The organism is Burkholderia sp. AW49-1 (genome assembly GCF_053427845.1).
This window is the reverse complement of the sequence record NZ_JBSAXF010000002.1, coordinates 182,475-208,399: the sequence shown is the minus strand read 5'-3', so window position 1 is coordinate 208,399 and position 25,925 is coordinate 182,475. Positions and strand designations below refer to the sequence as shown.

Here is a 25,925-nt window from a genome sequence, read left to right as displayed (position 1 = left end):
CATCGATTTCCTGAAGTCGGGTTGAGGAAGAAAGCGCAGCCGCGATGCCGCGCTTGTACTGGGTACACCGAAACAAGTCGTCTTATGCGGCCGCCACGCGTAACAGCGGCTCCGTCCCGACATGCGCACCGTCTGCGCTGCTGCTGAGAAAGCTTGCGAGACGCCGCGCCGATGGCTCGCGCACGACGGAATTGTGATCGTCGTCGAACACGCTCACTGCGATGTCGCCACGCGTGAGCAGCCGCAGATGCTGTGCCGCCTGCTCACTCGACGGGCTGCTCGGGTTGCGTGCCGCAAGCGCATACGCGATGCGCGTGCGCACCTGCTGCGGCCGGTGACGCGCAGCCGCAATCGCGCTCACGGCATGCAGCCGCGCGATGTGGTCGAACATCGCAGGATCGGCACGTTGCCGCACGTCGGCAAGATGAAAGTCACCATCGAGCATCGCTTCGAAACGCGGATCGTCGAGCCACTGCTGAACAATACTTTCGACGTCATCGGTGGCGAACTCGCCGTGGAATTCACGCAGTCGCACGGCGAATTCGCCGTCATGGAGCGGGCTGTCCACGACCATCAGCGGCGGCGCGGTCACGCCCTGGGACTCCCACTGCGCCGCCATCTCGTGCGCGAGAATGCCTCCGAATGACCAGCCTCCAAGCAGATCGGGCAACCTGCGATGCGCTGCGAGCAGCGCCGCACGATAGCGCGATGCCAATTGCCCAATCGAGAGATAGGCAGGCTCGCGGCCCCGGTCCGCGTACGGATGGCGGACCGCGACGATGGTCGGATCGCCGGGCCAACCGGCGGCCAGATCTTGATAGCAGAGCACGTTGCCGCCAACCGGGTGCACCAGCGCGACGAGCGGCCCCGTACCTTCACGCAGCGTGACGACGAGCCCGTCGTCGTCACCATCTTCCACTGCCTGCGACCTGTCGCGCGGCACGCTCTCGTTCGGTGTGCTGCTTCCAGACGCGCTGAACCACGTGGCCAGAGTCGACAGCGACGCACCGCGCGCAAGCACGGATATCGGCGGCATCCTGCCGAAATGCTGATGCAGTCGCACGCGCAGCTCCGTCAATGCCAGCGAGTCGAGGCCCTGACCGACGAGCGAAAGATCATCGGCGAGGACGACACCTTCGGACGCAACCGCCGCCGCGATGGCGCGCAGCGTCGCCATCAGATGTTCCGCGTTCGAGTGAACGGCGCCATCGCCAGCGTTCGCCACGCGCGCGGCGTGTTGTCCCGGCTCGTCGAGCATGACGATGTCGTACCGATGCTGCGTCCGGCCGCGCTCGGGCGTTGCTGTCGCGGGGCCGGCAAACGGCAATTCGAAGCGCTCAGGCTCAAAGGGATAGCCCGGCGCCTCGGCGGGCCGCGGCGCACTGCCGTACAGCTTGTTCCACGCGATCTTCTGTCCCACGCTGTAGAGACGCGCGCATGCGTGCGCAAAGCCGATCCCTTCCACTTCTTCGTCGCCCTCCGGCCCATCGGCGAGCGAGGAAATCGCGCGTTGCCAGTCTCCCCCGGCGGCGGCGCGTGCCAGCTTCGCAAGCGCCGCACCGGGCCCCGCTTCAACGAAGATCGTGTCGCTGTCGGCCGCCGCGAGCAGCGCTTCATGAAAGCGCACCGGCTTCTCCACGAGATCTAGCCAGTGCTCGGCGGTGGCGATCGAATCTGTCGCAAGCTCGCCCGTGAGCGTGGAGATGATCGGTATCGCGGGCTTCGCAAGGACCAACGGCTCAAGTGCTCGCCGGAACGCGTCGCGCATCGAGCGCAACATGGGCGAGTGGCCCGGCGTGCCGTAGGTCTTGAGCATCGACACGCGCGTTCCCGCCGCGAGCATCGTGTCCTGTACACGCGCGACCGCCGCATGCGTGCCGCTCACCACCGTTTGCCCAGGGCCGTTGATGCCCGCCACGAAAAGATCCGTGCCGAACTCGAACTGTGTGACCAGTTCGTCGGTGCTCGCGGCGACTGCAAGCATTGCACCCGCCGGCGTCGCGGTATCGAAGAGACGACCGCGCGCCTCCACGGCCTTCAGGCCGTCATCTATCGACATCACGCCGCCGATCACGGCGGCGACATGCTCGCCGAGCGAATGACCGATCAGCAGGTCGGGCTGCACCCCCAGATCCATCCAGGTACGCGCCAGTGCATAGCAAACGATGAAATGGGCAAGTTGCCCCGGATGATGGCGCACGGTTTCGGCAGTCCGGCCGAGGATCGCATCGAGAACGTCGCGTGCCGTATCGCCATCGAGCCGGCCCAGGCATGCATCCGCGTGTTTGCGGAACAAGCCGTTTTCGTCGTAGAGATTCCGTCCCGTGCCTGGCTGCCACGCGCCTTGACCCGGGATGAGAAACGCCAGACGCGATTTTCTCGGTTGCTCGCCGGCGTGCCATTGCCCTGTCGAGTTTTCCGCGAGAAACGTGTCGAGGGCCATAACGAAATCGGTCCGCGTCGCACCGACCAGCGCGACGCGGTGATCGAAGTGATCGCGCCGCAGGCTCGACGTGTGACAAATATCGCGCGTCGGCACGGCGGCGTCCGCCAGCCATGCGCGCCACGTAGCGGCCACCCGCCGCCGCGCTTGCGGCGACCGCGCGGACAAAGTCAGCACGCGCGTCCGTGCGGGATGTGCGGCGGGCTCCGCGGCAGCATCCGGGGCGGACAGAATCAGATGCACATTGGTGCCCGTGATGCCGAAACCGCTCACGGCGACCAGCGCGTTCCCGTCGTCGAGGGGTGTACCTTCGCGTGGAATCTCGAGCCGTGCGCCTTCCCATTGGAAGCGCGGGTTCGGTGTCGCGAAGTTTACTTGTGCCGGCACGTGGCGGTGACGCAGGATCAACATGGCCTTGATGAAGCCGGCCATGCCCGCGGCGCCTTCCAGATGCCCCAACTGTGCCTTCACCGAACCGACGAGAATCGGCCTGTCGCGCGTGACGGCGCGCGCATAGACGTTACGCAGCGCGGAAAGCTCGATCGGATCGCCGAGCACCGTTCCCGTCCCATGCGCTTCCACGTACGAGACCGCTTCGGGCCGCACACCGGCGCGCGCCATCGCGCGACGAATGACGGCTTCCTGTGCGGCACCGTTGGGTGCGGTGAGGCCATTGCTGGCGCCATCGCTGTTGACCGCCGAACCTTCCAGCACGGCATCTACGCGATCGCCGTGCGACAGCGCGTCGGTCAACCGCTTCATGACGACCACACCGCCGCCTTCGCCGCGCACATAGCCGTCAGCATTCGCATCGAAGGGACGACAGTGACCGGAGACCGACATCGCCTGAAGTCGTGCAACACCGATCGTCTCTTCCGGCCCGAGGATGAGGTTCACACCACCTGCAATCGCCACGTCGCACTCGCCCGTCTGCAGACTCTGCGCGGCAAGATGAATCGCGACGAGCGACGACGAACAGGTCGTGTCGACGAAGATCGCCGGTCCGCTCAAGCCCAGCACGTGTGCCACGCGCCCCGGCGCCATCGCGCGCAGATTGCCGAGCTTCGAATACGTCGTGATTCTGGCGGGATCGCCTGACCATACCGTGCGCCGCCCGTAATCCGCTTCGCCGGTCGTCATGAAGACCCCGACGTTCTTGCCGCGCAACTGCCCCGGCGCAATTCCCGCGTTCTCGAGTGCAACCCACGCGAGCTCGAGCATCCAGCGCTGCTGCGGGTCCATCTCGATCGCTTCGGCTGCCGAGATGCGGAAAAGCTTGCGGTCGAAGAGAAATGGATCGTCGACATAGCCGGCCACGCGCGAATACGTGGTGCCCGGCTCGTGCGGATCCGCCGAATAGAACGCATCGATGTCGAAGCGCTCGGGCGGCGTTTCCCGAATCGCCGTGCGCCCCGAATTCAGTAGCGTCCAATAGCTCGATGCGCAGGAAGCGCCGCCCGGGAAGCGGCACGACATGCCGATGACGGCAACCCGGTGCGCACGTGTATTTGAATGGTCCATGCCGTTCTCGCAGCAATATGAATGCGTGATGTCTAGTGGCGGCGCGCCGCGTCGAGATCGTCGCGGCTGTTTGCCTGGACGAGCACCGCCATGTTGCCCGGCAGGTGCTGATTCGCGCGAATCTTCGCGTGCGCGTCCGGCAGGCGGCTCCACGGGAACACTTCCGACAGGCACGGGTCGATCCTGCCGCTCATCACGAGCCGGTTTGCCTGTGCAGCTTCCTTCAGGCTCGCGAAGTGACTGCCCTGAATGCGCTTCTGCCGCATCCACACGTAACGGGCGTCGCATGTCAGGTCGTAACCGCTCGTCGCGGCGCAGAAGACGACCATTCCGCCTCGCTTCACGACATAGCAGGATGGCGCGAAGGTGTTGCGGCCCGGATGTTCGAACACCATGTCGACATCGCGTTTCTCACCGAGCGCATCCCAGATCGCCTTTCCGAACTTCTTCACGCCGTCGACATAGGCGGCGTATTCGTCCTTCGCATCGACGGGCGGCGGCGTGCCCCAGCACGAAAACCGCGAACGATTGATCACGCCCACTGCACCGAGCCGCTTGACGAACTCGACCTTGGATTCGTCCGAGACCACGGCGATCGGGCGTGCCCCCACCAGCGCGGCAAGCTGGATTGCCATCGTCCCGAGGCCGCCAGCCGCGCCCCATACGAGCACCGATTGCCCCGCCGAGAGAACGTGAGGCTTGTGACCGAAGAGCATGCGATACGCGGTAGCGAGCGTGAGCGTGTAGCACGCGCTCGCGGCCCATGTGAGGTGCATCGGACGCGGCATCAACTGGGTGGACTGCACGCGTGCGAACTGCGCGAACGAACCATGCGACGTTTCGTAGCCCCAGATGCGCTGCGAAGGCGACAGCATGGGATCGCCGCCGTTGCATTCCTCGTCGTCCCCGTCGACCTGGGAACAATGCGCGACCACCTCGTCGCCGACCTTCCATTTCCTCACGTTCGTACCAACGGCCCATACGATGCCGGCCGCATCGGAACCCGTGATGTGATAGGGATCGTCATGCAGATCGAGTACGGAAAAAGGCTGTCCGAGCGCAGCCCATACGCCGTTGTAGTTGACGCCAGCCGCCATGACGAGAATCAGCACGTCATCGGGCCCGAGCGACGGCACCGCGACGATTTCCTTGGTAAACGCCTGCTGCGGCTCTCCGTGATTCTCGCGGCGAATCGTCCACGCATGCATCTTCCTTGGCACGACGCCCAGTGGAATCGGGCAACCGATTTCGAACAGTTCATGTTTCTCGTTTCTCGATTCGACATCTCTTTCAACCAGTTTGGTGTCCATATTGATATCCATACAAGAGTTGGTTCTGCGGACATGACACTCACGACGAGATGCGCGGCGATATCCCCCTGATCAGGCCGCGATCATGCCGCCGTCGACGGACAGCGCGGTGCCCGTCATGAACGAGGACTCGTCGCTCGCAAGGAATACCACCGCCTTCGCGATCTCCTCTTCGGTGCCCAACCGGCCGATTGGATGAAAGCCCTTGATCTGGTCGGTCATCCGAGTTTCGTCGAGAAACTTCTCGACCATGGCCGTCGCGACGAACGCAGGGCAAATGGCGTTGACACGGATATTTTGCTTCGCATATTCGAGAGCTGCCGCTTTCGTCAGTCCGAGAACGCCGGCTTTCGACGCGTGATAGCCGCAGCCGCCGAATGCCGATGCCACGAGGCCGTAGGTCGACGACATATTGACGATGACGCCTCCACCGGCCTTCAGCAATTCCGGAATTTCATGTTTCATCGACAGGAACATTCCTTTCAGATTGATGTTCATGACGAAATCCCAGCTCGCTTCGTCGGTATCGGCCACCGCCTTCCCGAATGCCTCAACGCCGGCGTTATTGAACGCGATGTCGAGTTTCCCGAATGTGCTCACGGTTTGCGCCACCGCGTTCGCGCAATCCTCTGCCCTGGACACATCAGTCCTCACGAACATGGCATCACCGCCCGAATTGCGGATTTCCTCGACGACGGCCTGCCCTTCTTCGCTCCGCCGCGAAACAATCGCGACCTTGGCGCCTTCCCGTGCAAACAGCAAAGCCGTGGTTCGACCGATACCAGAACTCCCCCCCGTCACGAGGGCCACCTTTCCCTGAAGCTTCAGCACTGCACTCTCCCGGTTGCGTTGACATGACGTCTTTTACCGCTCTCCGTCGAATCGGTTCGGCCGATACGAACGGATGCAAAAGTGAATCACCATCGCGTAGTGGAGAGGATTCTAGACGGCGGAAATAGCGCTTCGCCGTAAGTTCATAAAAGTTCAAATTTGCTTTTCGAGCGCACGAATATCATCGGCAGCATCGATATTCTCGGCGTTCAGCCGCTTTGATCACCATGTGCACGAACCCGATATCCAAACGTGAACTTGGCATGTCAGTCATCCATGCAATCGGCGTCGAAGGTTTCACTGATCTCAGCGCGGCACTCGATGCGCTCGATCCAGATTTCGAACGGCTATTGATCGAAGGTGCATATGCGGACATCATCGCCCGGCCCAACCTCTCGCTGAAGCATCGTGAGCTCGTGACCGTGGCGGTCCTGACGACCATGGGCAATGCCGACGCGGCGCTCAGATATCACGCCGCCGGCATGTTGAATACCGGCTGGACACCGCAAGCGTTGCTCGCAACGGTCTGGCAGACGCTGCACATCGCTGGCTTGCCACTGGCAACGGCTGGCGTTCGACATGCTTCGAAGGTACTGCAGGACCGTGGCGTCGATGTCGGCCATGGAACGAATCCGCCTCCGCCAGGCGAATCCACCGTTGCGTGCATGCTCGAGTGCACGCAGCCGTCCGTGGATGCACTGACGCCAAAGGAGCGAGGGCTTGCGACACTCGCAATCGTCATGACCGTCGGGAATCAGCCCGAAGCGGTACGCCAGCATCTGGAAGCTTGTCTGATGCTGGGCTGGACGCCCAGCGAGCTGACCGAAGTGCTGATCCAGCTCACCGGCTATATCGGATGGCCGCTCGTACTGCCCTTGTCGCGCATTGCGCTCGACGTGTTCGGTGCGACGAAAGCCGATGCTACTTCCAGGCAAACAAAGACACTCGCGCTTGAAGAAGCGTTGGAACACGCCCGATGTGCACCGGGCACGGACGTCGGCATCGCGGACATTTCGCCAGAGCTCGCTCGTCACCTCGGTGGCCCGAGCGCCGCGACATCGCGTTCCGATTCGGTCGATCAGGTGAAGGCACGGCACCTGACGGCCATCGCGTGCCTGACCTGCCTTGCTCGCCATGCCGATACGGAGCCGCTCGTCATGCACATGCGCGACGCGCTCTCGCTGGGGACATCGTGGGACGAGATCATCGACGCGATCATCGGCGCGCAGCCTCACGCCGGTGTCCTCGCTGCGCGGTCGGCGCTGCTCGCGGCAACCCGTTTGTTCGCTTCAATGAATCGGCACGACACGTCGCAGCGGGAAAACGCGGCGGCATGACGTGCGACGACCCTTCGACACCACGCTCTACAGACCACACGGAAACAGACGATGAACGATGAAGGCGGATACGACCTCGAAGACCTCGCGTCCGGCATGAATGCGCGCTTCCTGAAAACGCTGTCCGAACACGACATCGTCGCGTTTGCGCACGCGTGCGGCGATCGGAATCCCGTCCATCTGGACGAGGCCTACGCACAGCAGACACGTTTCGGAGGCCGCATTGCGCACGGCATGTTGTCCGCATCGGTGATATCGGCGGCGATCGCCACACACCTGCCGGGGCCCGGTTCGATCTATCTGTCGCAGGATCTGAAGTTCCTGCGTCCGGTGAAACCCGGCGACACGGTTTGCGCGATCGTGACGATCAGGGAAATTCTCGCGAACCGGAGGCGCGTCGTGCTGGATACGCGATGTGAAGTGAACGGTCTGGTCGTCGTCGAAGGCACAGCGCTCGTCATGCCCACGACCGCGGCCGAGCGCGCCAAAGAAGCCGCGAGTGTGCAAGGGCAGGCAATTTGACTGACGTTCGCCATTGTCGAGTCTGGCGCTCGCCGATGGCGAACGCCAGACTCATGCGAAACATGGTTTTCAAGCATCAACATCATGGTTGCCGACCAGCGCCGCCTCATCAGGCGCCGCGATCGCGCCGTGCGGCTTCGACGGCCACGCCCGCGGCAACCCGCGCCCTGCGCCTTACCTCTGCAACGAGATTTCCACCCGGCGATTGCGCGCCCGTCCCTCGGCCGTATCGTTCGACGCGGCCGGATCGGCTTCGCCGTGCCCGGTCGCTTCAAACGAATCCGCCTTCAGCCCGCGTTCTCGCAAATACGCGGCGACCGCATCGGCGCGGTGCTTCGACAGCGCCTGGTTGTGCGCATCCGGGCCGGTCGCATCGGTATAGCCGTCCACTTCGACATGCGAGAAATGCCTGTCGCCTTGCCGGTTCAGCAACGTGTCGAGCTCCGCACGCGCGGCCGGCGAGAGCATCGCGGAGTCGGTCGCGAAGTACGCATCGCCGGTGAGGCTCACTTTTTCGACCGGGGCGGGTGCCGGCGCAACGGCCGCGGCGGCCGGCCCCGGCGCCGCGCCGCACTGGAACGCGATCGAGTGCGGATCGGCGCCGTCGCGGAACGGCGTCGTGGAATCGACCAGTCGCACGGGCTCGTTGCCGCACATGCGCGTTGCGACCTTCATGCAAGTCTTCGCGGTTGACAGGATGCCGTGGCAGTCGACCTGGAACGTCCGGATACCGTTTCGCGACTGCAGTTCGTAGGCGTTGTACGTCGGCCCTGACGCGCTCGAACAGGCTGCAAGGGATACGACGGACGCCAGCAAGGCAAGATGGATGTTTTTCATTTGAGGACTCCGAAAATGCGTTGGGCACGGCGCATGCGGCACGATGGCGCAGCCGCATGCACATGCGTTTGCGTTCGGCGCGGCTCGCTCCGGCAACCCGTGCCGGAACGAACCGCCGCGCGCGATCACTTCCACTGATACAGCATGCCCGCGCCGACGACGCGCTGGCTGCCGGCGAAACCGCCGTTCAGCGTCGCCTTCAGGTTCTCCGTGATGCGCGCCTGCACGCCGACTGCCATGGCCTTCTGGCCCTGGAACGACGCCGTGCCGACACCCATCGCGAAGTTCGAATCGCGGTCCATGTGCGGGATCGATGCCATCGCGGCGGTCGCGGCGATCCCCTCGCGCGCCATCGAATCGGTCTGCTGGATCTGCTGCTGCATCTGCGTGAGCTGGTTGTTGACCGTGTTGAGCGACTGCGTGAACTGGTTCGATACCGCATTCAGCTGGTTCACGTTCACCGCGTCGGTGCCCTGCGTGCCCGCCGCGACGTTGACGACCTGCCGCGCCGAATCCGCCGAGCCGACCGCGACGACGTTCGAGCGGCCGCCGTCGTTGCTGCCCGCGCCGACCGCCACCGAATTGCTGCCCGACGAAGTCGCCCCGACGCCGAGCGCGGTCGAGCCACTGCCGGACGCCGTCGACCCGTTGCCGACCGCCGTGCTGTTCGAGCCGGAGGCCACCGCGCCCGAGCCGCCGGCCGACGAGTTCGAGCCGGACGGCCCCGGCGGCACGTTGCCGCCGGACGGGTTCGACGTGTAGGAACCGCCGAGATTGGTCGTGCGCTGGTCGATCAGTGTCGTCAGCTGGTTCGCGACCGAGTCGAGCTGTGACACGTTCACCGCGTCCGTGCCGTTCTTGCCGGCGGCGAGCCCGGTGATCTGCCGGTTGCCGACGTTCACTTCGCCGGCCGACGACTGCGGGCTGCTCAGGCCGTACGCGACGTAGTTCGTCAGCGCGCCGACCGTGGTCAGCGAACCGGCGCCCAGCGCAACGCTGTTCGCGAACGTCGCCGATGCACCGGCGCCGAGCGCGAGTGCGTCGGTCGCATTGCTGCGCGCACCGGAACCTAGCGCGACGCTGCCCACGCTGACCGCCGCCGCATTCGCGCCCTGCGCGACGGACTGGGCGCCAGTCGCCGTCGCGCCGCTGCCGAACGCGATCGCGTCGGCCTGCGCGGAACTCGCGGCCTGCCCGATCGCGATCCCGCCCGGCGCGGTCGCATCGACGATCGCGCCGTTGCCGATGCCGACGCCGTTGTCGCCGTTGACGACCGTCGTCGGCCCCACCGCGACCGATTCCGCGCCGACGGCGAGCGAATCCGCCGCCGTCGAATTCGCGTGGAAGTACTTCTGGCCCGTGACCGCGAACGACTGCAATGCGCCGGCAAGCTGGCGCACCGTGACCGCGTCTTGCTGGCCCGTGCCGTCCGCGACGTTGGTGATCTGGCGATACGTCCTGCTCGCCGCGTCGCCGACCGACACCGCGCCGAGCAGCGTCTGGTCCGTCGTGTTGAACGGGATCGACGCTGTGCCGTTGCGGATGGTCCCGGACGCCGGCACCGTCGCGCGGTCGGCCACCGAGCCCGAGCCGAGCGCGATGCTGCCGTCCACCCGCGAAATGGCGTTCGGCCCGATCGCCACGCTGTCGACGCCGAGCGCCTGGCTGTCCGGCGCGGTCGAGTTCGCGTGGAAGTACTTGATGCCGTGCGCGTTGATGTTGTCGAGCGCGGAGCCGACGTTGTTGTTGATCGTCGTCGAGCCGTCACTGTTGTACGTCACGTACGACGGCGCCGAGATCGTGCCGGTCGTCGGATCGTAGGTGGCCCCGCCGCCGATCGCGCCGGCCGTGCTGTTGCCGAGGTTGGTGTTGTTGTTCACGATGGAGCTCAAGCCCGTCGACAGTGAACCGATGCTCGTCGACGTGGCGGTCGACAGCGACGTCAGTGTGCTGTTCGTGCTCGACAGGCCGGTCGACAGCGAGCCGATGGTCGTCGAGGTCGAAGTCGACAGCGAAGTGATCGAGCTGTTCGTCGAGCTCAGGCCCGTCGACAGTGATCCGATGCTCGTCGAGGTGGCGGTCGACAGCGAGCTCAGATTGCTGTTCGTCGAACTCAAGCCGGTGGAGAGAGAACCGACGATGGTCGAGGTCGACGTCGACAGCGACGTGATCGAACTGTTGGTCGAACTCAGACCGGTCGACAGCGAGTTGATGCTCGTCGAAGTCGACGTGGACAACGACGTGATCGCGCTGTTCGCCGACGACAAGCCCGTCGACGTGGAGGTCGACAAGGACGTGATGCTCGACAGCGTCGACGTCGACAGCGACGTTACTGCCTGGTTCGTCGCATCGAGCTGCGACCCGTTGATCGCGTCCGTGCTCGACGAACTGATCCGCCCGGCGGCGACGTTGGTGATCTGACGCTCGCTGCCCACCGCGCCGACACTGACGACGCTGGTCGGATGGATGCCGTTGAAGCTGTACGTGACGCCGCCGATCGTCGCGGTCGCCGTCGGATTCGGCGCGGCCGTAACCGAGCCGGAACCGAGCGCGACATCGTTGGCGTTGTTCGCCACGGCCGACGCGCCGAACGCCACCGCGCCCGCCGCTGCTGCCGTCGACGTATTGCCGAGCGCGAGGGAGCCGACGCCCTGCGCGTTGTTCGAATTGCCGATCGCCACCGCGCCGTTGCCGTTCGCGGTGTTGTTCGATCCCATCGTCACCGCGCCGGTGCCGATCGCGGTGCTCGGATCGCCGATGGCGACCGCACCGTTGCCGCTCACGGTCTGGCCTTCGCCGAGCGCGACGGCGCCGGTGCCGCTCAGGACCTGCGAGTTGTTCCCGCCGGCGATCGAGCCCGCGCCCGCCGCCGCCGCAACCGAGTTGCTGGCGCCGATTGCTACCGTGGCACCCGCCGCCGCCACACTATTGATCCCGATCGCCGTTGCATTCACGGCGGACGCCGTCGCGCCGGCGCCCAGTGCGGTGCCCGATATGCCCGTCGCGAGCGCGAGATTGCCCAGCGCGACGCCGAACTGCTGAGTCGCGGTCGACTGCACGCCCATCGCGATCGAGCTGAGGCCCGACGCATTCGCGTTCAGGCCGAACGCCAGCGCGTTGTCGGCGCCCGCCGAGGTATTCGAGCCCATCGCGATCGAACTGGCGCCGAGCGACTGCGTGCCCGATCCCGGCACGCCTGCGGTGCCGCCCCAGCCGATGGCGATCGACGACGTGCCCTTCGCGCCGCTGTTCACGCCCATTGCCACGGCCGAATTGCCGGAAGCGAGCGACCCGCTGCCCACGGCAACGCCGGCTGTGCCCGAACTCGTCGACTGGTTGCCGAGTGCTACGGCGCCGGTATCCGTGGCATTCGACGAAAAGCCGAGCGCGACGGCTTGCGCCCCCGAAGCGACCGATCCGAGACCGAGCGCGGCCGCGTATTGACCGGAGGCGGTCGCATTGTTCCCGAGCCCGATCGCGGATACGCCGATCGCCGCCGCACCGCTGCCGATCGCCACCGAGCCGCTTTGGGTCGAGCTCGACAGGTTGCCGAGAGCGACCGAATAGTTGCCGGATCCAATCGCCTGCACGCCCATCGCCACGCTGTTGACGCCGGTTGCCTGCGAGTTGATGCCGATGGACGTCGAACCGTCGGCAATCGCGTGCGCGCCCGGGCCAATCGCCGTGGCTGAAACGCCCGTTGCCGTGGACAGGTTCCCGAACGCGGTGGAATTCACCTGAGTGGCAATCGAACCGTTACCGACGGCGATCGAACTGGGGCCGCCAGTCGCGGAGCCGCCGCCTGCCGAATACTGCGCGTGGGCGCCCGCCTGGAACAGGCCGAGATACGCGGCCGCGATCAGCATGGCGATTCGCCGCGGCGACAGCCCCGCCAGCGCTGCCGTGCTCGAGCCGGCACCAGCGTCCGGCACCGCATGCGCCCCCGCACTTCTCGACGACGCCACGCGCTTGCCGCGCGCGCCATCGAGCTCGGACGCCGCGACCCACGCGCCCAATGATTCGTTCCAGATCGACTTGAACGACTTGTTCATCTTGTTTTCCCTCGGTTCTCGTGTGCTGAATCACGCAATGGCGAATGCGCCGGCAAACGAAGCGCGCATCCACGCATGCGCTCGTCACCTCGCACCGCTCCATTACCTCACTTCGGATGACTAACTTGACTGCCTAACGACCCTGCACGACACTCGCGACCGCCGTCCCGATCACACGACCGCACATCGCGCGTGCCGGTCGGACACGAAGCGTGGCGACGATCGCGGGTTATCGAATCACCGAAGCCGACATCGCTGGTCAGGCGACGGCGCGATGCGCTGCACGCCGCGAAGCCAACGCGCGCGAACACCGCCGCACCGGACCGGTGGCGACTTCGAATCTCATGAGGAGGCGTCGTTCAGACGCCGGATGGACGCAGCCGGCCTGACCTGCAGACCGGCCGCGCGGATTCATTCGGGAGGAGGATGCCGCGGTGCGGCCGCCGTTACTGACGCATGCGCCGCGGGATCGCGAACGCTGACAGCCGACACCGGTTCAGGCGAACCGGTGCGTTGATCTGCCATGCTTTTGATGTTCATGTCTTCTCGTGCCTGCCTGATCGACAGCGGTGTGGCGCGACCGCCGTTCGAAGGATCGAACCGCCCGGCGATCGACACGTACCCGCTCACCCCTTTTTACATCCTGGCCACCGCCGGGTATTCCGTATTTCCGGAAAAAACGCCGACTGACCGGATGACCCCTTCATTACGTTTATCGCCTTACTTTCTTTGACGATTTATTGCGGCCCGATATGTCAAACTCGCATCGAATTCCGCACTCCTCGATACATCCTGATGCACCGGTACATTCGAAGAATGATGAAGTTTTTGTTACCCTCGCGCCGGTCTCCGTCGCACCGTTGCAATCCCGGAATATGAGACTGACAGCATGCAGTGTCACATTGAATATTGCGCCCCTAAATGGCACTGACGGCGAAACGTTTGCGCTGAATCGGCTCGCGTCCCAGAACCGATTCCAGCCGCTTCCGTCCTAGTGTGCCGGGGTTCGTCGGATCAAACCTTTTCCCGGGCGGAAAAATTCTTTTCCAGAGCGGACGATATTTACATTCATACAACCCCGCCGGGCTGAAGATTCAAATGTGCAGGTAGTTTCAACCTGCCGTCGATGAAACTTGATTACGGAGACAATGAATCGATGAAATCGATCAGCACTGAAGTCGAGCATTGCAACGACATAATTCGCGCAAAATCATTATTCGGGCCACGCCATTTTCATAAAGAATCATTCGGCAATAAAAACCGATATCCGACTGGCAATCCAGAAAGTTTTTCCGCCGCCTTTTTCCTCGAAGCGATCGGAGCGGCCATGCCCCCGCGCGGCCGTGTCGGATATGCCCATATGAACCGCACGGAATCCTCACCGTCGGCTCTGTTGTCGTCATATAATTTTCCGCAACAATCGTGCACATAGATGCATGGAATCCGACCCCGGCCTACCCCTCCTTTCGCGTTCGAAGCCATGTCATCCCGCTCGTCCAGTCCGGCGTCGCTCCGCGCCACGTCGGATCTCGTTGGCGCACACATTCTCGTCGTTGATGACCGACCGAACGACCTGCGGCTCCTGACGGAGATCCTGCGTTCCGCTCGCTGCCGGATCAGCGTCGCGTTCGATGGTCTGCAGGCCTATCACCGTGCGCAGGCGATCGCGCCCGACCTGATCCTGATGGACGTGCGAATGCCCCGCATGGACGGCTTCGCCGCGTGCCGGCTGCTGGCCTCGACGCCGTCGACGCAGAACATTCCCGTCATCATCCTGACGGCCGCGAGCGATCTCGAGGATCGCATCGCGGGGCTGGAAACCGGTGCGCTCGACTACATCGTGAAGCCGTTCGAGCCGGTCGAGGTCATTGCACGAATCCGCAATCATCTGAAACGGACGCGACGCAGCCAGCCGTTCGCGCACCTGCCCAAGCTGCCCGACCACCCCGACGCCGCGCTGGTGCGCGCGGCAAGCGACATCCTGCTGCGCGAGCTGCGCAATCCGCCCGGGCTCGACGAACTCGCGAGACAGGTCGGCACGCATGAAAAACGGCTGTCGCGCGTGTTTCGCGATCAGCTCGGCCAGACCGTGTTCGAATACCTGCGCGACACGCGGCTGCGCGCCGCGAAGCACTTTCTCGCCGAAACGTCGATGGGGATCGGCGACATTGCCGAAGAAATCGGTTTCTCGACGCCGGGCAATTTCGCGACGGCGTTTCGCGAACGGTTCGGCATCACGCCGTCCGACTGGCGGCGCCAGCGGCCGACGGTCGATGTTCCGCCGCCGTCGCATGATCACCCGTGCGATGCATAGGCGCCGCGCGTCGGGCTGGCACGCGATCGTGCTGCTGCTCGCGGCACTGGTGCTCTCCTGTGCGACACAGCGGGCCGCCGCGACGGAACACTCCGCACAGCTGGACGCGGTCTCGTTGCTCGAGGATCCGGGCACGCAGTTGTCCGTCGACCAGGCTGCCGCTCGGCTCGCCGATCCTCAACGCCTTGCTGCCGCAGCGACGCGACCGTCGTTCAATATCGAATTCTCACGCTCCGCATGGTGGGTCGGCGCGACGCTGGTCAATCGCGATGACGTCGAACAGCCGCTGGTGCTGGCGATCCGCGACGCACGCGTCGACCGCGCCGATTTCTACGTCGGGCACGACGGCACGTGGACGCTCGCCGGCCGCTTCCCGGCCGACGAAAACGGCATGAGCCGGCCGGCGTCCCGGTATCCGGTGCTCGATGCGACGCTGCGCCCGGGCGAACGGTTGCCCGTCCTGATCCGCATCACGTCGCGCAAGGAACTGCGGCTCGCGCCGAGCGTGTTCACGCGCGACGCATGGCAGGCCCACGAGCTGCACGCGACCATGTGGAACTTCGGCTTCCTCGGCGGGCTGCTCGCGCTGGTGTGGTGTGCGCTGCTGATCGGCTTCTTCTCGCGCAGCGGCATGTTCGTCGTGCTGGCCATGCTCGCGTTGAACACGACGCTGTTCGAGGCAACCTACCGCGGCTACACCGCGCTGTACCTGTGGCCCGCCGCGCGCGAATGGTCGGCGCGCGGCGAAGTGATTTTCGTCTATCTGTCGGTCGTGTGCTTCATCGCGTTCATCCTGACGGTCGCCCATCGCGAGAAGGCGCGTATCCCGTTCCGCGCGATCTACGCGGCGTTTATCGCGCTCGAGTGCGCGGGCATCGCCGGAGCCGCATGCGGCGATCTCCTCACGTTTACATGGTTCTGCCTGCGGCTGAACACCGTACTGGCGATCGTGAACCTCACCCTCGCGCTAACGCTCGCGATTCGCCGGACGCCGACGGGCCGCGTGATGCTGATTGCGATCGCGTTCGCGAGCTTCAACATGGTGATCCGCATTCTCGATGGCAAGGACGCAATCCCGGCCTGGCTGTTCTGGCTCAAGTCCGACATCTACCCGAACCCCGTCATCGCGATCGTCGGTCTCGCTACGCACCTGCTCGTGCTGGCCGCGTGGATCAACCACGTGGGCCGTCAGCGCACCGAAGCACGCAAGCGTCTCGAGCAATGGCAGCTCACCGAACAGGATCGCCTGCGCGACGAAGTCGCGAAGCGCACCGTCGCGCTCAACGACGCGCTGCAACAGGTTCGCATGCACATGCAGCAGAAGATCGAGACGCTCGGCTACGTGAGCCACGACCTGCGCGCGCCGCTGTCGACGATCAACGGCTACGCGAAGCTGCTGCTGCAAGGCGCGACGCGCAGCCAGGCGCGGCTGATCCGCTCGATCGACCGCAGCATCCGCTACCAGCTCACGCTGATCGACGAATTGCTGCAATACACGAAGGCGGAGTTGCAGCCGCTCGGCATTTCGCCGCACGCGACCGACCTGCCCGGCCTGCTGAATGACATCGGCGACTATGCGATCGCGCTGTGTTCCCAGCAGGACAACCGGTTCGTCTACCGGCCGCTGACGCCGTTGCCGCGCGAGCTGTCGATCGACGGCATTCGGCTGCAGCAGGTGCTGCTCAACCTGCTGTCGAACGCGTCGAAGTTCACGCGCGACGGCACGGTCACGCTGTCGGTCGGCGCGTATGCGGAAGGCGATGCATGGCGGATCGTGTTCGAGGTAGCGGACACGGGAATCGGCATCGACAAGACCACCGACATCTTCCGTGCGTACCAGCAGGTGCAGGCGGTGAACGGCGGCACCGGGCTCGGCCTGTTCATCGCGCAGCGGATCGTCGGCGCGATGCACGGCGAGCTGGCCGTGTCGAGCCAGCCAGGCGTCGGCACGTCGTTCACGTTCCAGATCGTGGCGCCCGCGATCGGCCGCGCGATGATCCCGGCGTCGGTGCTCGCGCGCGCCGCCGAACCCGCCGAACCCGCCGATCCAACCGGGCCCGTGCCGGACGCACGCGCAATGCGCTGTCCGCCTGCCGACGCGCTCGACGAACTGGCCGTGCTCGCGAGCGAAGGCCGCCTCACCGATATCGAGGAATGGCTCGGGCAGCATGCGCACGCGCCACGGCATGCCGCATTCGTGCAGGCGATGCGCGAGCGCCTGGATGCGCTGGATCTGCAGGCGATCGAACGACTCGCCGAGTCGCTGAAGCAGACGGGCATCGCGGATGCGTCGTTCGACGTGGAGCCGGACATGGCCGGGCCGGCGTGACTGCCACGCACGCATCGCCGTCACGCAATGCGCATTCGCGGATCGGTCAAACGCGACTGGCTGCCGCCGATGGGCGGCTGACAGCCGGCATCACGCAGAACGTTGCAGGCGCAACAACCTGCGCATCGTTGAACCGAGCGCCGCATCGTCACTCGGCGCGGCAGGCGTCACCTGCGCGGCATCGCGCTTCCGCCGCTTCGGATCGAGCCCGGTCCCACCGCTACGCCGCCGCGCCGCGTGCCGCTCGATGACCCGCTGCAGCAGACAGAACACACACAGCAGCGCGCCGATCACGATCCGCGTCCACCACGAACTCAGCGTGCCGTCGAACGTGATCAGCACCTGGATCGTGCCGAGAATGCCGACGCCGAACACCGACCCGATCACGTACCCCACCCCGCCCGTGAGCAGCGTGCCGCCGATCACGGTCGCGGCGATCGCGTCGAGTTCCATCCCCTGCGCCTGCAGCCCGTAGCCGGACAGCACGTACAGCGTGAACACCACACCGCCGAGCGCCGAACAGAAGCCGCTCAGCGCATACACGCCGACCTTCGTGCGCGCGACCGGCAGCCCCATCAGCAGCGCCGATCGCTCGTTGCCGCCCACCGCATACACGTTGCGGCCGAAGCGCGTGAAATGCGCGACGTAGATCGCGGCGGCCAGCGTCGCGAGCGCGATCAGCGCGCCCGCGCTCAGCGTCCCGCCGCCGACCGGCACGCTGATGCCCGCGAGCGCATGGAAGGTCGGCTCGTTGATCGTGATCGACTGCGTCGTGATCAGGAAGCATGCGCCGCGCGCGAGAAACATCCCGGCGAGCGTGACGATGAACGGCTGCAACCGGAAGTAATGAATCAACGCGCCCATCGCCGCGCCGTACAGCGCGCCGAACACGAGCACGAGCGGGACGATCACCCAGACGGGCCAGTGCAATCGTTCGGCGCCGACCGCGCAGAAGATCGTTGTCAATGCAACGACAGAGCCGACAGACAGGTCGATGCCGCCCGACACGATCACGAACGTCATCCCGATCGCGACGATCAGCAGGAACGCATTGTCGACGAGCAGCCCGGTCAGCACCTGCATCGAGAAGAAGCCCGTGTACATCACGGATCCGAAGCTGAACAATGCGGCGAACAGCACGATCGTCACGACGATCGGCAGCGTGCGCGGGTCGGTAAACCGTGCGAGGAATCGGGTCATCGCGGCGTGGCTCCGGTGGTGGTGCGCGAACGGGTGGAAGACAGCAGTCGCGACGCATGCTGGATCACCAGCGCGCGCGCCGCGTCCGACTGGATCAGCGTCACGACGATCACGACGAGCGCCTTCACGACGAGCGTCGCCTCCGGCGGCACGCCGATCGAATAAGTCGTGTAGGTGAGCGTCTGGATGATCAGCGCACCGAGCACGGAGCCTGCGAGGCTGAAGCGGCCGCCGAGCAGCGACGTGCCGCCGAGTGTCACCGCGAGGATCGCGTCGAGTTCGAGCAGCAGCCCGGCGTTGTTGCCGTCGGCGCTGCGCACGTTCGAGCTGGCGAGGATGCCGGCGAGCGCCGACATCACGCCCGAGAACAGATAGACGCCGAACACGACCGCCCCCGCGCGCAGCCCGACGAGCCGCGTCGCGACCGGGTTCACGCCGATCGCGCGGATGAACAGGCCGAGCGCCGTGCGGTTCACCAGCAGCGCGGTCGCCGCGATCGTCGCGATCGCGATCCAGACCGAGCACGGCACGGCTGCGAGATACCCGCCGCCGAGTTCGAGGTAGCCCGGCGCGCCGATCGGGATGATCTGTCCGCCGGTCAGCAACTGCGCGATGCCGCGTCCGGCGACCATCAGGATCAGTGTCGCGATGATCGGCTGCATCCCGACGAACGCGACGAGCACGCCGTTCCATGCGCCCGCGAGCAACCCGACGCCGAGCGCGGCGGCCAGCGCCGTGCCGACCCGCGTCGGATCGCCGTCGAGCACGATCGCCGCGGCCGCGCCGGCGATCGCGACGATCGCGCCGACCGAGATGTCGATCCCGCGCGTCGCGATCACGAGCGTCATGCCGAGCGACACGATCACGAGCGGCGCCGCACGATTCAGGATGTCGATCGGCGCGCCGAACAAGTGGCCGTCGAGCACCGCGATCGACAGGAAGCCCGGCCGATACGCGACGTCGAGCGCGAACAGCAGCGCGAGCGTCAGCACCGGCCAAACGAGCGGATGGCGAAGCAATGTGCGTAACCGGATCATGACCGGCCTCCCGCGATCAATTGATACACGTGTTCCTCAGACGCCTCGGCACCGGTCAGTTCGGCAACCTTGCGGCGATCGCGCAGCACCGCGATCCGGTGGCTCACGCGCACCACTTCGCTGATCTCGGACGAGATGAACAGGATCGCGAGCCCCTGCGCGCACAGCGCGAGCACGCGCTCCATGATGTCGAATTTCGCGGCGACGTCGATGCCGCGCGTCGGCTCGTCGAGGATCAGCAGCTTCGGGTCCGTCGCGAGCCAGCGCGCGAGCAGCACCTTCTGCTGGTTGCCGCCGGACAGCAGCCCGATCGGCTGCTCCGCGTCACGCGCCTTGATGCCGAGCCGGGCGATGTACGTCTCCGCGAGCTCGCGCTGGCGCGCGCGGCTGATCAGCCGCCACCAGCCGCGCCGCGCCTGCAGTGCGAGCACGATGTTCTCGCGGATCGACAACGCGGCGACGATCCCCTCCTTCTTGCGATCCTCCGGGCAATACGCGATCCCGTTGCGGACGGCATCGTGCGGCGACGCGAGCCGCTTGCGCGCGCCGTCGATCTCGATCGCGCCGGTGTCCGTGCGCTCGGCCGCGAACGCGAGCCGCGCGGTTTCCGTGCGCCCCGAGCCGAGCAGCCCGGCCAGCCCGACGATTTCGCCGGGCCGCACGTCGAGATCGAGCGGGCTCATCATCCCGCGCCGGCCTGCCTGCTGCATCGACAGGAACGGCGCAGCCGCCTCGGCTTCACGCTGCACGGCCGCCGCACCTGCCTGCAGCGTGCCGGACATCGGTTCGCGGCCGGTCATTTTCGCGACGAGCATGTCGACCGGCAGGTCGCGCGCGAGATACTCGCCCTCGCGCTCGCCGTTGCGCATCACGGTGATCCGGTCGGACACCGCATAGGTCTGTTCGAGAAAGTGCGTGACGAACAGGATTGCCATCCCCGACGCCTTCAGTCGGCGCAGCACGTCGAAGAGCCGCGCGACCTCGCCGTCGTCGAGGCTCGACGTCGGTTCGTCGAGAATCAGCACGCGTGCATCGACCGACACGGCCCGCGCGATCGCGACCATCTGTTGCACCGCGATCGGATACGCGTCGAGCGAACGCGTGACGTCGAGCGACAGGTCGAGCTCGGCGAGCGCATCGCGCGCCCGCGCATGGATCGTCTTCCAGTCGATCGCGCCGCGCCGCATCGGCTGCCGGCCCGCGAAGATGTTCTCGGCGACCGACAGGTTCGCGCACAGGTTCACTTCCTGATACAGCGTCTGGATCCCGGCCGCCTCGGCCTCGCGCGGCGCGGCGAACCGCACCGGCGCGTCGCCGACGCGAATCTCGCCCGCGTCGTGCGCATGCACGCCGGTCAGCACGTTGATCAGCGTCGACTTGCCCGCGCCGTTCTGGCCCATCAGTGCATGAATTTCGCCCGGAAACAACCGGAAGTTCACGCGCTGCAGCGCGTTCACGCCCGGGAACGCCTTGTCGATGCCGATCATCTCGACCACCGGCGGATTCGTCATGGATCGCCCTCGATTCGAGGCGGACGTCGGACGACGGCTACCGCGCCGCCGCCCGCGTCCGCCGGGACTCAGTACTTGCGGGTCGGCAGCACCTGCGCCGCGACGCTCATCGGGAACACGGTCTCGTTCGTGACGATGCGCTTCGGCAGCTGCTTGCCGGCGACCACGTCCTTCACCGCGGTCATCAGCTGCGGGCCGAGCAGCGGGCTGCATTCGACGTCGACGTTGATCTTGCCGGCCACCATCGCCTGGAAGCCGCCCTTGGTCGCATCGAACGACACGACGCTCACGTCCTTGCCGGGCTTGATGCCGGCCTCTTCCATCGCCTGGATCGCGCCGAGCGCCATGTCGTCGTTGTGCGCGTAGACGACGTTGATCTGCTTGCCGTAGGTCTTCGCGAACGCTTCCATCACCTGCTTGCCGCCGGCGAGTGTGAAGTCACCGCTTTGCGACGCAATCACCTTGAACTTCGGATTGTTCTTGATTACTTCGAGCAGGCCCGCGCGGCGGTCGTTGGCCGGAGCGGAGCCGACCGTGCCCTGCAGCTCGACGATGTTGATCGGGCCCGCATCGTTCTTGAAGCGCTCTTCCATCCAGTGGCCGGCGCGCCGCCCTTCCTCGAGGAAGTCGGAACCGATCATCGTCACGTACAGCGACGGATCCTTCACGTCGACGCCGCGATCGGTCAGGATCACCGGAATATGAGCCGCCTTCGCTTCGGTCAGCACCGGCTCCCAGCCCGACTCGACGACCGGCGAGAACGCGATTACGTCGACCTTCTGCGCGATGAACGAACGGATCGCGCGGATCTGGTTCTCCTGCTTCTGCTGCGCGTCCGAGAATTTCAGGTTGATGCCGGCATCCTTCGCCGCGCTCTTCACCGACACGGTGTTCGCGGTGCGCCACGCGCTTTCCGCGCCGACCTGCGAGAACCCGAGCGTGATCGGTTTTTGCTGCGCGTGCGCTCCCGAAGCGAATACCGTCGCCGCGGCGACGAGCGCACCGGCCGTCAGCTTCCTGATGAATGTCATGGTCCGTCTCCGATGATGTCGTTGTTTGCCGCGACGCCGGCCTGGCGCGGTGCCGTGCTGTTGTGGTTCTGCGTGGCGCGGGCGCGGTTCGGGGCGGTGCCGGCCGGCGCGTGCGGCCGGCCCGGTATGTACGCCCCGGATCAGTCTAGAAACAAGTCCGATAACCTTCCAATGAAATATTGGATTGAAGCGATATCGATATCGGCATACGTATAAACACCTAGCGCCTGTCTTCGCGTGCTCCAACCGTTTCGACGTCGATGGCGCGGCGTATCCGGCGGCGGCGCACGGATCTTGCTGTCGCCCTTGCAAGCGCCATTCGCGCCCCGCGACGGCCGCTCCGACAACAAGGAGAACAATGATGCCCGCCGTGCGTCAAAGCCCGATCGCCGCACCTGGATACGCCGCCCCGCTGGCGCCTCGCGCGATGAAGAAGCGCACGTCCCGGAGCGGCTCCGGCACCGAAACCGGCGATCGTTCGGCCGCGCCGCTGCGCCATGTCGACGACCGGCATCCCGGCTACACGCGCCGGCGGTTGCGCCATGGCTTCGCGTACTACGCGCCGGACGGCGTCCGGGTCCGCAACGCCGACGAAATCGCCCGCATCGATGCGCTCGCGATTCCGCCGGCGTACACCGACGTCTGGATCTGCATGGACCCGCGCGGCCACCTGCAGGCGACGGGGCGCGATGCGCGCGGGCGCAAGCAGTATCGCTATCACCCGCTGTGGCGCGAGACGCGCGACGCCAACAAGTACGCGCGGATGGCGGCCTTCGCCCGCGCACTGCCGCGCATCCGCACGCGCGTCGCGCGTGATCTGGCACTGCCCGGGATGCCGCGCGACAAGATCGTCGCGACGATCGTCCGGCTGCTCGACACGACGCTCGCGCGGATCGGCAACCCCGAATATGCACGCGAGAACGCGTCGTACGGGCTGACGACGCTGCGCAAGCGCCACGTGACGATCCGGCCGGGACAGGTTCGCCTGCGCTTCACGGGAAAGAGCGGTATCGAGCATGACGTGACCGTGGAAGACCCGCGCGTCGGCCGGATCGTGCGGCGCTGCGCGGAGTTGCCCGGGCACGAGCTGTTCCAGTATGTGGACGACGACGGCACACGTCATTCGATCGGCTCGTCCGACGTGAACGACTATCTGCGAGAGGCGGCGGGCGCGGAGTTCACCGCGAAGGATTACCGGACATGGGCGGGCAGCGTTCAGGCGCTGGCATTGCTGCGGCGCATCCCGCATGAGGACGTCACGCAGGCGCGCAAGCAGATCGTCGAGACGGTGCGCGCCGTCGCCGACATATTGCGCAATACGCCGGCCGTGTGCCGGCGCTGCTACATCCACCCGGCGGTGCTCGATGCGTTCGAAGCCGGGATGCTCGCGGCGCTGGAGGTGCGCCGCTCGCCGCGAGGGCTGCGGGTGGACGAAGCCGCGTTCGCGGCGTTGCTCGAGCAGACGGTGCGTTGATCGTCGAAGAAGTCGAGGACGTGACGTTCCCGATACGGCGACACGCGCCGCTCACCGCCCGACAGAATTCGCAGCACTGCGAAAGATCAGCGGACGCTCGTCCTGTCGCCCTGCCCGTCGCGCGAACTGCACGGCCTGCTCGACCCGGCCGTGATGCGGAGACTTCGCGCAGACCGGATCGGCCTGCGCCGGATCGCCCGCCAGCATGTACGCCTGGCAGCGGCACCCGCCATGATCCGCATGGCGCTCGTCACAGGTGCGGCACGGATCGCGCATCCAGCCGTCACCGCGAAACGCGTTGAACGCGTCGCTTTCGTACCAGATGTCCTTCAACGACCGGTCGCGCACGTTCGGCAGCACGAGGCCGGGCAACCCGCGCGCGGCATGGCACGGCAGCGCGGTGCCGTCCGGTGCCACACCGAGGAACACCGAGCCCCACCCATTCATGCAGGCCTTCGGCCGCTGCTCGAAGTAGTCGGGTACGACGAACAGGATCTTGCACCGCTCGCCGACGAGCTTGCGGTAGCGGTTGACCGTTTCCTCCGCTTCGCGCAGCTGTTCGGCGGTCGGCATCAACTGCTCGCGATTCAGCATCGCCCAGCCGTAGTACTGCGTATTCGCAAGTTCGAGAAAATCCGCGCCGAGGTCGAGCGCCATCTCGATGATCTGGCCGACGTGCGGCAGGTTGTACCGATGCAGCACGCAGTTCAGCACCATCGGATAGCCGTGCGACTTGATCAGCCGCCCGACGCCGCGCTTGAGGTCGAAGGTGCGCGTGCTCGTCAGGAAGTCGTTCAGCTCGCGCGTCGAATCCTGCAGCGACAGCTGGATATGATCGAGCCCGGCCGCCTTGAGCCGGTCGATGCGCGCAGCATTCAGGCCCACGCCCGACGTGATCAGGTTGGTATAGAAACCCAGCGACCGCGCATGCTCGACCAGCACCTCCAGGTCGCCGCGCTGCAGCGGTTCGCCGCCGGAAAATCCGATCTGCGCGGCGCCGAGCGCGCGCGCGTCGCTGATCACCGTGCGCCATGCGTCGGTATCGAGCTCCGCGTCGTGCGTCGCGAAATCGACGGGGTTGTAGCAGAACGCGCAGTGCAGCGGACAGCGGTACGTGAGCTCGGCAAGCAGCCACAGCGGCGCGGACGGCCGGTTCGGAGGAGGGGTCATGTCCATGTCAGTCGAGCCAGCCGCGCAGTCGCGCATGATCGAGGAAGCGATAGACGTCCGACGCAAGGTCCGACGTGCTGAACAGCCGCTCGAGTTCGTCGATGATGTCGTCGAGCTCGCGCGTGCCGTCGCAGCGCGCGAGGATCTCGCCCGCGCTCGGGTTGAGCCGGACCATGCCTTCCGGATACAGGAGCACGTACGCATCCTGGGCCGCCTCCCACTGCAGGCGGTACATGCCCCTCAGCGAGGGGCGCAGCGGCACGCCGCTGACGGCGTCGTTGGAGTTCATGCGGGATACGCCTTTTCAATCGCATCGAGAATCGACCACAGCACATCCAGCTTGAATGACAGGATGTCGAGCGCGCGTCGTTGCGCGTCCGGTGTCGTGAAATGGCTCAGCGTCACCGCGAGCCCGTGTTCGACGTCGCGCTGCGCGAGCGGCACGCGGCTGCGGAAATACTGCAGCCCGGCCGCCTCGATCCACGGATAGTGGGACGGCCAGCCCGCGAGCCGGTCGAGGTGGATCTGCGGCGCGAACATCTCGGTCAGCGACGAACACACGGCCTCCTGCCACGGGGCGCGCCGCGCAAAATTGACGTAGGCGTCGACCGCGAACCGCACGCCGGGCAGCACATGCTCGAGCGACCACAACGCGTCGCGCTCGATGCCGACCGCCTCGCCGAGCCGCGCCCATGCCTCGATCCCGCCTTCCTGATCACCGTGACCGTCGTGGTCGAGAATCCGCTCGACCCACAGCCGGCGCGTGTCGCGATCCGGGCAGTTGGACAGGATCGCCGCGTCCTTCAGCGGAATGCTGATCTGATAGTAGAAGCGGTTCGCGACCCAGCCGCGAATCTGCGCCGGTGAACACGCGCCGCTATTCAGGCGGCGGTTGAATGGATGGTGGATGTGATAGCGCGATTCGAGCGCGCGCAGGCGCGCCTCGAACTCCTGCGCACTCCAAGGCGTCGCGTGCAGCGCCGCGGCGGGAATCGGTGCGTTCATG

Annotated in this window: 19 protein-coding genes; 7 read left to right on the top strand and 12 right to left on the bottom strand. The window is 65.8% G+C overall.

Annotated elements, in window-relative coordinates:
• Window positions 1-82 precede the first annotated feature (82 nt).
• From ACV22W_RS05725 to ACV22W_RS05715, 3 genes are all read right to left on the bottom strand, one after another.
• On the bottom strand, window positions 83-3,919 hold the full coding sequence (locus ACV22W_RS05725; RefSeq protein WP_448018279.1) for a type I polyketide synthase: 3,837 nt from the start codon (window positions 3,917-3,919) through the stop codon (window positions 83-85).
• 77 nt (window positions 3,920-3,996) lie between these two features.
• Entirely contained in the window at window positions 3,997-5,274 is a 1,278-nt protein-coding gene (ccrA, locus tag ACV22W_RS05720) for a crotonyl-CoA carboxylase/reductase (protein WP_448018278.1), read from the bottom strand.
• Between the two features lie 72 nt (window positions 5,275-5,346).
• The gene (locus ACV22W_RS05715; protein ID WP_448018277.1) at window positions 5,347-6,105 is read right to left on the bottom strand and encodes an SDR family NAD(P)-dependent oxidoreductase; all 759 of its coding nucleotides are present in this window, start codon (window positions 6,103-6,105) and stop codon (window positions 5,347-5,349) included.
• A 263-nt stretch (window positions 6,106-6,368) separates the two neighbouring features.
• On the opposite strand from ACV22W_RS05715, the gene ACV22W_RS05710 reads away from it, so the two are divergent.
• Together ACV22W_RS05710 and ACV22W_RS05705 are read left to right on the top strand one after the other, a co-directional pair.
• Window positions 6,369-7,442, top strand: coding sequence for a carboxymuconolactone decarboxylase family protein (locus ACV22W_RS05710; RefSeq protein WP_448018276.1), 1,074 nt, complete (start codon window positions 6,369-6,371; stop codon window positions 7,440-7,442).
• 51 nt (window positions 7,443-7,493) lie between these two features.
• Window positions 7,494-7,964 (top strand): MaoC family dehydratase, encoded by a 471-nt coding sequence (locus ACV22W_RS05705; protein ID WP_448018275.1) that lies wholly within the window; start codon window positions 7,494-7,496, stop codon window positions 7,962-7,964.
• Window positions 7,965-8,138: 174 nt separating this feature from the next.
• Here the strand turns inward: ACV22W_RS05705 and ACV22W_RS05700 are convergent, their stop codons facing one another.
• Both ACV22W_RS05700 and ACV22W_RS05695 read right to left on the bottom strand, forming a co-directional pair.
• Window positions 8,139-8,801, bottom strand: coding sequence for an OmpA family protein (locus tag ACV22W_RS05700; protein ID WP_448018274.1), 663 nt, complete (start codon window positions 8,799-8,801; stop codon window positions 8,139-8,141).
• 125 nt (window positions 8,802-8,926) lie between these two features.
• A complete protein-coding gene (locus ACV22W_RS05695) occupies window positions 8,927-12,853 on the bottom strand; it encodes a YadA-like family protein (RefSeq protein ID WP_448018273.1) in 3,927 nt (1,308 codons plus the stop codon).
• Between the two features lie 523 nt (window positions 12,854-13,376).
• Here ACV22W_RS05695 and ACV22W_RS05690 point away from each other — a divergent pair.
• From ACV22W_RS05690 to ACV22W_RS05675, 4 genes are all read left to right on the top strand, one after another.
• Window positions 13,377-13,586, top strand: a complete 210-nt coding sequence (locus tag ACV22W_RS05690) for a hypothetical protein (RefSeq protein ID WP_448018272.1) — start codon at window positions 13,377-13,379, stop codon at window positions 13,584-13,586.
• Window positions 13,587-14,009: 423 nt separating this feature from the next.
• Window positions 14,010-14,285, top strand: a complete 276-nt coding sequence (locus tag ACV22W_RS05685; RefSeq protein WP_448018271.1) for a hypothetical protein — start codon at window positions 14,010-14,012, stop codon at window positions 14,283-14,285.
• A 48-nt stretch (window positions 14,286-14,333) separates the two neighbouring features.
• The gene (locus tag ACV22W_RS05680) at window positions 14,334-15,167 is read left to right on the top strand and encodes a response regulator transcription factor (RefSeq protein ID WP_448018270.1); all 834 of its coding nucleotides are present in this window, start codon (window positions 14,334-14,336) and stop codon (window positions 15,165-15,167) included.
• The gene (locus ACV22W_RS05675; protein WP_448018269.1) at window positions 15,160-17,496 is read left to right on the top strand and encodes a sensor histidine kinase; all 2,337 of its coding nucleotides are present in this window, start codon (window positions 15,160-15,162) and stop codon (window positions 17,494-17,496) included. The genes ACV22W_RS05680 and ACV22W_RS05675 overlap by 8 nt, the downstream gene beginning before the upstream one ends.
• Before the next feature lie 90 nt (window positions 17,497-17,586).
• Here ACV22W_RS05675 and yjfF read toward each other — a convergent pair whose 3' ends face one another.
• The 4 genes from yjfF to ACV22W_RS05655 form a co-directional block, all read right to left on the bottom strand.
• On the bottom strand, window positions 17,587-18,696 hold the full coding sequence (gene yjfF / locus ACV22W_RS05670) for a galactofuranose ABC transporter, permease protein YjfF (RefSeq protein WP_448018268.1): 1,110 nt from the start codon (window positions 18,694-18,696) through the stop codon (window positions 17,587-17,589).
• Window positions 18,693-19,733, bottom strand: coding sequence for an ABC transporter permease (locus ACV22W_RS05665; RefSeq protein WP_059529182.1), 1,041 nt, complete (start codon window positions 19,731-19,733; stop codon window positions 18,693-18,695). Before ACV22W_RS05665 ends, yjfF begins: the two co-directional genes overlap by 4 nt.
• Entirely contained in the window at window positions 19,730-21,244 is a 1,515-nt protein-coding gene (locus tag ACV22W_RS05660; RefSeq protein WP_448018267.1) for a sugar ABC transporter ATP-binding protein, read from the bottom strand. Before ACV22W_RS05660 ends, ACV22W_RS05665 begins: the two co-directional genes overlap by 4 nt.
• Before the next feature lie 68 nt (window positions 21,245-21,312).
• Window positions 21,313-22,275 carry an ABC transporter substrate-binding protein gene (locus ACV22W_RS05655; RefSeq protein WP_059529188.1) on the bottom strand — a complete coding sequence of 321 codons (963 nt, stop codon included), beginning with the start codon at window positions 22,273-22,275 and terminating at the stop codon, window positions 21,313-21,315.
• Window positions 22,276-22,702: 427 nt separating this feature from the next.
• On the opposite strand from ACV22W_RS05655, the gene ACV22W_RS05650 reads away from it, so the two are divergent.
• Window positions 22,703-23,749, top strand: a complete 1,047-nt coding sequence (locus ACV22W_RS05650) for a DNA topoisomerase IB (RefSeq protein WP_448018266.1) — start codon at window positions 22,703-22,705, stop codon at window positions 23,747-23,749.
• A 51-nt stretch (window positions 23,750-23,800) separates the two neighbouring features.
• On the opposite strand, the gene pqqE is transcribed toward ACV22W_RS05650, so the two are convergent.
• Genes pqqE through pqqC form a run of 3 tightly spaced genes read right to left on the bottom strand, consistent with a single transcriptional unit; the run spans window position 23,801 to window position 25,924 of the window.
• The gene (gene pqqE, locus ACV22W_RS05645; protein WP_448018265.1) at window positions 23,801-24,919 is read right to left on the bottom strand and encodes a pyrroloquinoline quinone biosynthesis protein PqqE; all 1,119 of its coding nucleotides are present in this window, start codon (window positions 24,917-24,919) and stop codon (window positions 23,801-23,803) included.
• 7 nt (window positions 24,920-24,926) lie between these two features.
• A complete protein-coding gene (pqqD, locus tag ACV22W_RS05640; RefSeq protein ID WP_006751646.1) occupies window positions 24,927-25,208 on the bottom strand; it encodes a pyrroloquinoline quinone biosynthesis peptide chaperone PqqD in 282 nt (93 codons plus the stop codon).
• On the bottom strand, window positions 25,205-25,924 hold the full coding sequence (gene pqqC, locus ACV22W_RS05635) for a pyrroloquinoline-quinone synthase PqqC (protein WP_448018264.1): 720 nt from the start codon (window positions 25,922-25,924) through the stop codon (window positions 25,205-25,207). Before pqqC ends, pqqD begins: the two co-directional genes overlap by 4 nt.
• Window position 25,925 lies beyond the last annotated feature (1 nt).